Origin of the sequence: Bradyrhizobium sp., from assembly GCF_049798375.1 — a bacterium.
Taxonomy (GTDB): Bacteria; Pseudomonadota; Alphaproteobacteria; order Rhizobiales; family Xanthobacteraceae; genus Bradyrhizobium.
In genome coordinates this window covers 1-4,333 of record NZ_JBARGP010000223.1, presented here as the reverse complement: position 1 = coordinate 4,333, position 4,333 = coordinate 1, and the positions used below count along the sequence as shown (strand labels likewise).

General features: G+C 64.8%; 4 protein-coding genes. 2 read left to right on the top strand and 2 right to left on the bottom strand.

Annotated features, from left to right (window positions below):
- Positions 1–165: 165 nt before the first annotated feature.
- Positions 166–1,662 (bottom strand): aldehyde dehydrogenase family protein, encoded by a 1,497-nt coding sequence (locus WA702_RS09535; protein ID WP_425110271.1) that lies wholly within the window; start codon positions 1,660–1,662, stop codon positions 166–168.
- Positions 1,663–1,871: 209 nt separating this feature from the next.
- Here WA702_RS09535 and WA702_RS09530 point away from each other — a divergent pair, with 209 nt between their 5' ends.
- Entirely contained in the window at positions 1,872–2,723 is an 852-nt protein-coding gene (locus tag WA702_RS09530) for an SDR family NAD(P)-dependent oxidoreductase (protein WP_425110270.1), read from the top strand.
- Between the two features lie 124 nt (positions 2,724–2,847).
- On the opposite strand, the gene WA702_RS09525 is transcribed toward WA702_RS09530, so the two are convergent.
- Positions 2,848–3,225, bottom strand: a complete 378-nt coding sequence (locus tag WA702_RS09525; RefSeq protein WP_425110269.1) for a hypothetical protein — start codon at positions 3,223–3,225, stop codon at positions 2,848–2,850.
- A 394-nt stretch (positions 3,226–3,619) separates the two neighbouring features.
- Here WA702_RS09525 and WA702_RS09520 point away from each other — a divergent pair, with 394 nt between their 5' ends.
- Complete coding sequence (locus WA702_RS09520; RefSeq protein WP_425110268.1) at positions 3,620–4,180, top strand: DUF2478 domain-containing protein; 561 nt, start codon at positions 3,620–3,622, stop codon at positions 4,178–4,180.
- Positions 4,181–4,333: the final 153 nt, after the last annotated feature.

Here is a 4,333-nt window from a genome sequence, read left to right as displayed (position 1 = left end):
CCCTCTCCCCTTGCGGGACAGGGTGGATCGCCGGCGCGGATGCGACGGCGATCCGGGTGAGGGGTCTGTCTCCGCGGAGAGAGACCCCGCACCCGGCGCCTTCGGCGCCACCCTCTCCCGCAAGGGGAGAGGGTGCAGCTGAGTTCGTGGAGATAGTGAGCTGCCTCAAGCCGTCTTGATCCAGACCGCCTTGACGTTGAGATATTCCTCGACGTGCTGCTTGCCGGACTCACGGCCGTAGCCCGACATCTTGTAGCCGCCGAACGGCACTGCCGGGTCCATCGCCTGGTAGCAATTGACCCAGACCGAGCCGGCGCGCAGTGCTTTCGCTATCCTGTGCGCCTTGCTGACATTCGTGGTCCACACGCCGGAGCCGAGGCCGAACATGGTGGCGTTGGCGCGCTTGATCAGGTCGTCGCTGTCCTTGAAGGAGATCGCCGAGATCACCGGGCCGAAAATCTCCTCCTGCGCGATGCGCATGGAGTCCTCGACATCAGCGAACACCGTAGGCTGCACGAAATAGCCCTTGGCGAGCGCGCCTTCGGTCAGCTTGCCGCCGCCGACCACCGCACGCGCGCCTTCCTTCTGGCCGATCGAGAGATAGTCCCCGACGCGATCATATTGCTGCTGCGACACCAGCGGGCCTACTTGCGTGTTCGGATCGAGACCGTTGCCGACCTTGAGCGACTTGCCATATTCGGCGACGCGATGCACGAACTCGTCATAGATCTTGCTCTCGACGAACAGCCGCGTGCCGGCGCTGCAGATCTGCCCCGAATTGGCAAATACCGCCATCGCAGCACCAGGGACTGCAGCATCGAGGTCGGCGTCGGCGAACACGATGTCCGGCGACTTGCCGCCGAGCTCGAGCGAGACGCGCTTGAGATTGCCGGCGGAGGCACGGATGATCGACTGGCCGGTGATGTGCGAGCCGGTGAAGGCGACCTTGTCGACATCGGGATGCGAGGCGAGCGCCGCACCCGCGGTCTCGCCATAGCCCGGCACCACGTTGACGACACCGGCGGGAATGCCGGCTTCGAGGCACAATTCGGCGAGCCGCAGCGAGGTCAGCGGCGCCTCTTCGGCCGGCTTCAGCACCACGGTGCAGCCGGTCGCGATCGCCGGACCGATCTTCCAGATCGTCGCCGTCAGCGGACCGTTCCAGGGAATGATGGCGCCGACCACGCCGACCGGCTCCTTCAGCGTGTAGGAGAAGATCTCGCCCGGCAGCGAATTCTCGATGGTCTCGCCATGCAGCGCGGTGGCCTGACCGGCATAGTAGCGCAGCATGCCGATGGCGCGGCCGCGATAGGCGCGGGTGCGGCTGAGCGGTGCGCCCATGTCGACGGTGTCGAGCGCGGACAGCTCGTCAAAATGTTTCTCGACCAGTTCGGCAAGCTTGAGCAGCAGGTTCTGGCGCTCGAACGGCTTGACCTTGCTCCACGGGCCCTCGAAGGCGCGACGGGCTGCGGCAACGGCGCGGTCGATGTCTTCCTTATCGCCCTCGGCGACGGTGGCGAGCAATTCGCCGGTGGCGGGGTTGTGGGTCTCGAAACGCTTGCCGGAGGCTGCATCAACCCATTTGCTGTCGATCAGCATCTGCTTGTAGGAACCGTCGGCATAAGGATGACGCGTGAGCTGAACGGCCTGGGTCACAGCCATGATGTTTCTCCCTTGAGATATGCTGAATGTCTAATGTCGTGGCGCGGCGGCCCGTTATGTCGGCAAATCTACAGCGCGCGTGCCGCGACGTAAAGCAAGCGGGACGCCGCAGCTTTGAAGACCTCCCATGCCAGAAGCGTGGATGAGCGCCATATGAGTGTGGCATAATCACGCGCAGCATCACGAGCACAACCGCCGGGAGTTTCGACGTGCCCCATCCTGCTCTGTCATCCGATCACACCGCCGTCATCACCGGCGGCGCCTCAGGCATCGGCCTCGCCGCCGCGATGCGCTTTGCCAACTTTGGCATGAATGTCTGCATCGCCGATGTCGATGCCGCGAAGCTGAAGGACGCCGCCACGAAATTGTCAGAGATCGCCAAGGGCGGCGCAGCCGCGATCATGAGCACGACGGTGGATGTCAGCAACTTCGACGATGTCGCGAAGCTGGAGCACGAGGTGCGCAGCCGCTTCGGCGGCACCGATGTGCTGATGAACAACGCCGGCATCAGCCCAGGCAGCAGCATCTTCGGCCCGCGCGAGAACTGGGAGCGGCTCATCAACGTCAATCTCTGGGGCATCATCAACGGCACCCAGGCGTTCGGCCCCAACATGGTCGCGCGCGGCCGCCCCGGCCTGATCATCAACACCGGCTCCAAGCAGGGTATCACCACCCCGCCGGGCAATCCCGCCTACAACGTCAGCAAGGCCGGCGTGAAGGCCTTCACCGAAGCGCTGCAGCACGAGTTGCGCAACACCGACAAATGCAAAATCACAGCGCATCTGTTGATCCCCGGCTTCGTCTTCACCGGCCTCACCGCCGGCAACCGCACCGAGAAGCCGGCCGCCGCCTGGACACCGGAGCAGACCGTCGACTTCATGCTCGGGCGGATCGAGGCCGGCGACTTCTACATCCTCTGTCCCGACAACGACGTGCCGCGCGCGCTCGACGAGCGGCGCATGCTGTGGGCGGCCGGCGACATCGTCGAGAACCGCCCGCCTTTGTCGCGCTGGCACCCCGACTATGCCGAAGCGTTCGCCGCGTTCGTGAAGGGGAATTAGTTGGGTTGTCATTCCGGGGCAGCCCGACAGGGCTGAACCCGGAATCTCGAAGTGAGTATGCCGATCGAGATCCCGGGTTCGCGCTATCGCGCGCCCCGGGATGACCATGGCGAAGACGCCATGGTCAATTCGCCCGGATCGTCACCTGCGCCGGCTGCGCCACCAGCGCCTCGCTGAGCTCGCTCTGCTGCGCGCGCGGGATCGAGAAGCACACCGAGAAGCCGTCGACGGTGCGGAAGGTCAGCATACCCTGGGTCGGATCGGACGACTGCTCGACCGCCCATGATTGCAGCGGATAGGCGTAGCGCAGGGAGGCATCGCCATAGCGGGCCTGCAGCGCCTTGTCGATCAGGCCGGGCAGCGTCATTGCCAGCGCGCCGACTTGGTTCAACGACAGCTTCAGGCTGGTCGACCTGCCCGCTGCGTCGATGAAGCCGAGAGACACGGCGCCGCCATCATCGGCAATTTCGCAATTCGTTAGCGTGCGCGATTCGATCACCATCGGCCTTCGTCTCCGGGCAGCACCGTTATATCTTTCCGACTATATCGTGACCATGAACCAAGTCCAGCCGCGATCGCCAGTGGAGCGACTATAGCCGCTATGCGAGACTGCGGGAGGCATCCGGACCTATTCCAGACTGGAACGTTCCGAAGTTGCGCCATGGTGCATGCGGCTCGCACCGTGATATAAAATTGGCTATAACACGACCGGAACACCGGCCCGCTCGCAAAAGGGATAAACCGATGAGCGACTACAAACTTCTGATCGACCGGCAGGTTCCGATCATAGCGACGTGATCCGTCGCGCAACGACACCAGCTACGGCCTCAGCGCCTCGGTCCGGTCATCCGATCCGAAGCGCGCGCCTCCTTCCCCCACTATCAGCAGAGCGCATCATGTTCCACGCCCAATGCGACCTCGCCGCCCTGGTCTATGGCGACCATGACAACCCCGATGCCGTCCTGCGCGATTTTGCCGACGCGCTGAACGCGCAGGGCTGTCGCGTCGTCGGCATGGTGCAAACGGGCCAGTGCGCCGATTCCAGCCTGTCGGCGGTGCTGGTCCACAATGGCGAAACGCTGCTGCTGGCGCAGCCGCCGAGCCCAGGCGCCACCGGCTGCAAGCTCGATGTGTCGCGGCTGCAGAATGCTGGCACCCGCGTCGCCGAGGCGCTCGCGGCCGGCGCCGATCTCCTCATCATCAACCGCTTCGGCAAGCGAGAACGCGACGGCAAGGGGCTCGGCTTTCTGATCGAGCGGGCGCGCGCTGCGGACGTCCCCGTGATCATCGCCGTCTCGTACGACCGCTTCACGGATTGGACCAGCTTCTCCGGCGGCGTGAGCGCGAAGCTCGTCTGCGATCGCGACGCCTTGACCGCGTGGTGGCGCAGCGTCTCCCGACACGCGCCGCTGCCGGGCGCGGACGAGCACGTCACGGTGTGCGAGGCGGTGAAGTAGGGCCGCTCTACAGCGTCTCCTGCTTATGGCCGCATTCCTTGCAGGTGTACTTGACCCGTGTCGTGCCGCGCTCGGCCGAGAGCCGGTTGGGCGCGCCGCATTTGCCGCAGACCGCCTCGATCCGCGTATTGCCCTGCTTGATTGCGAGGGTCC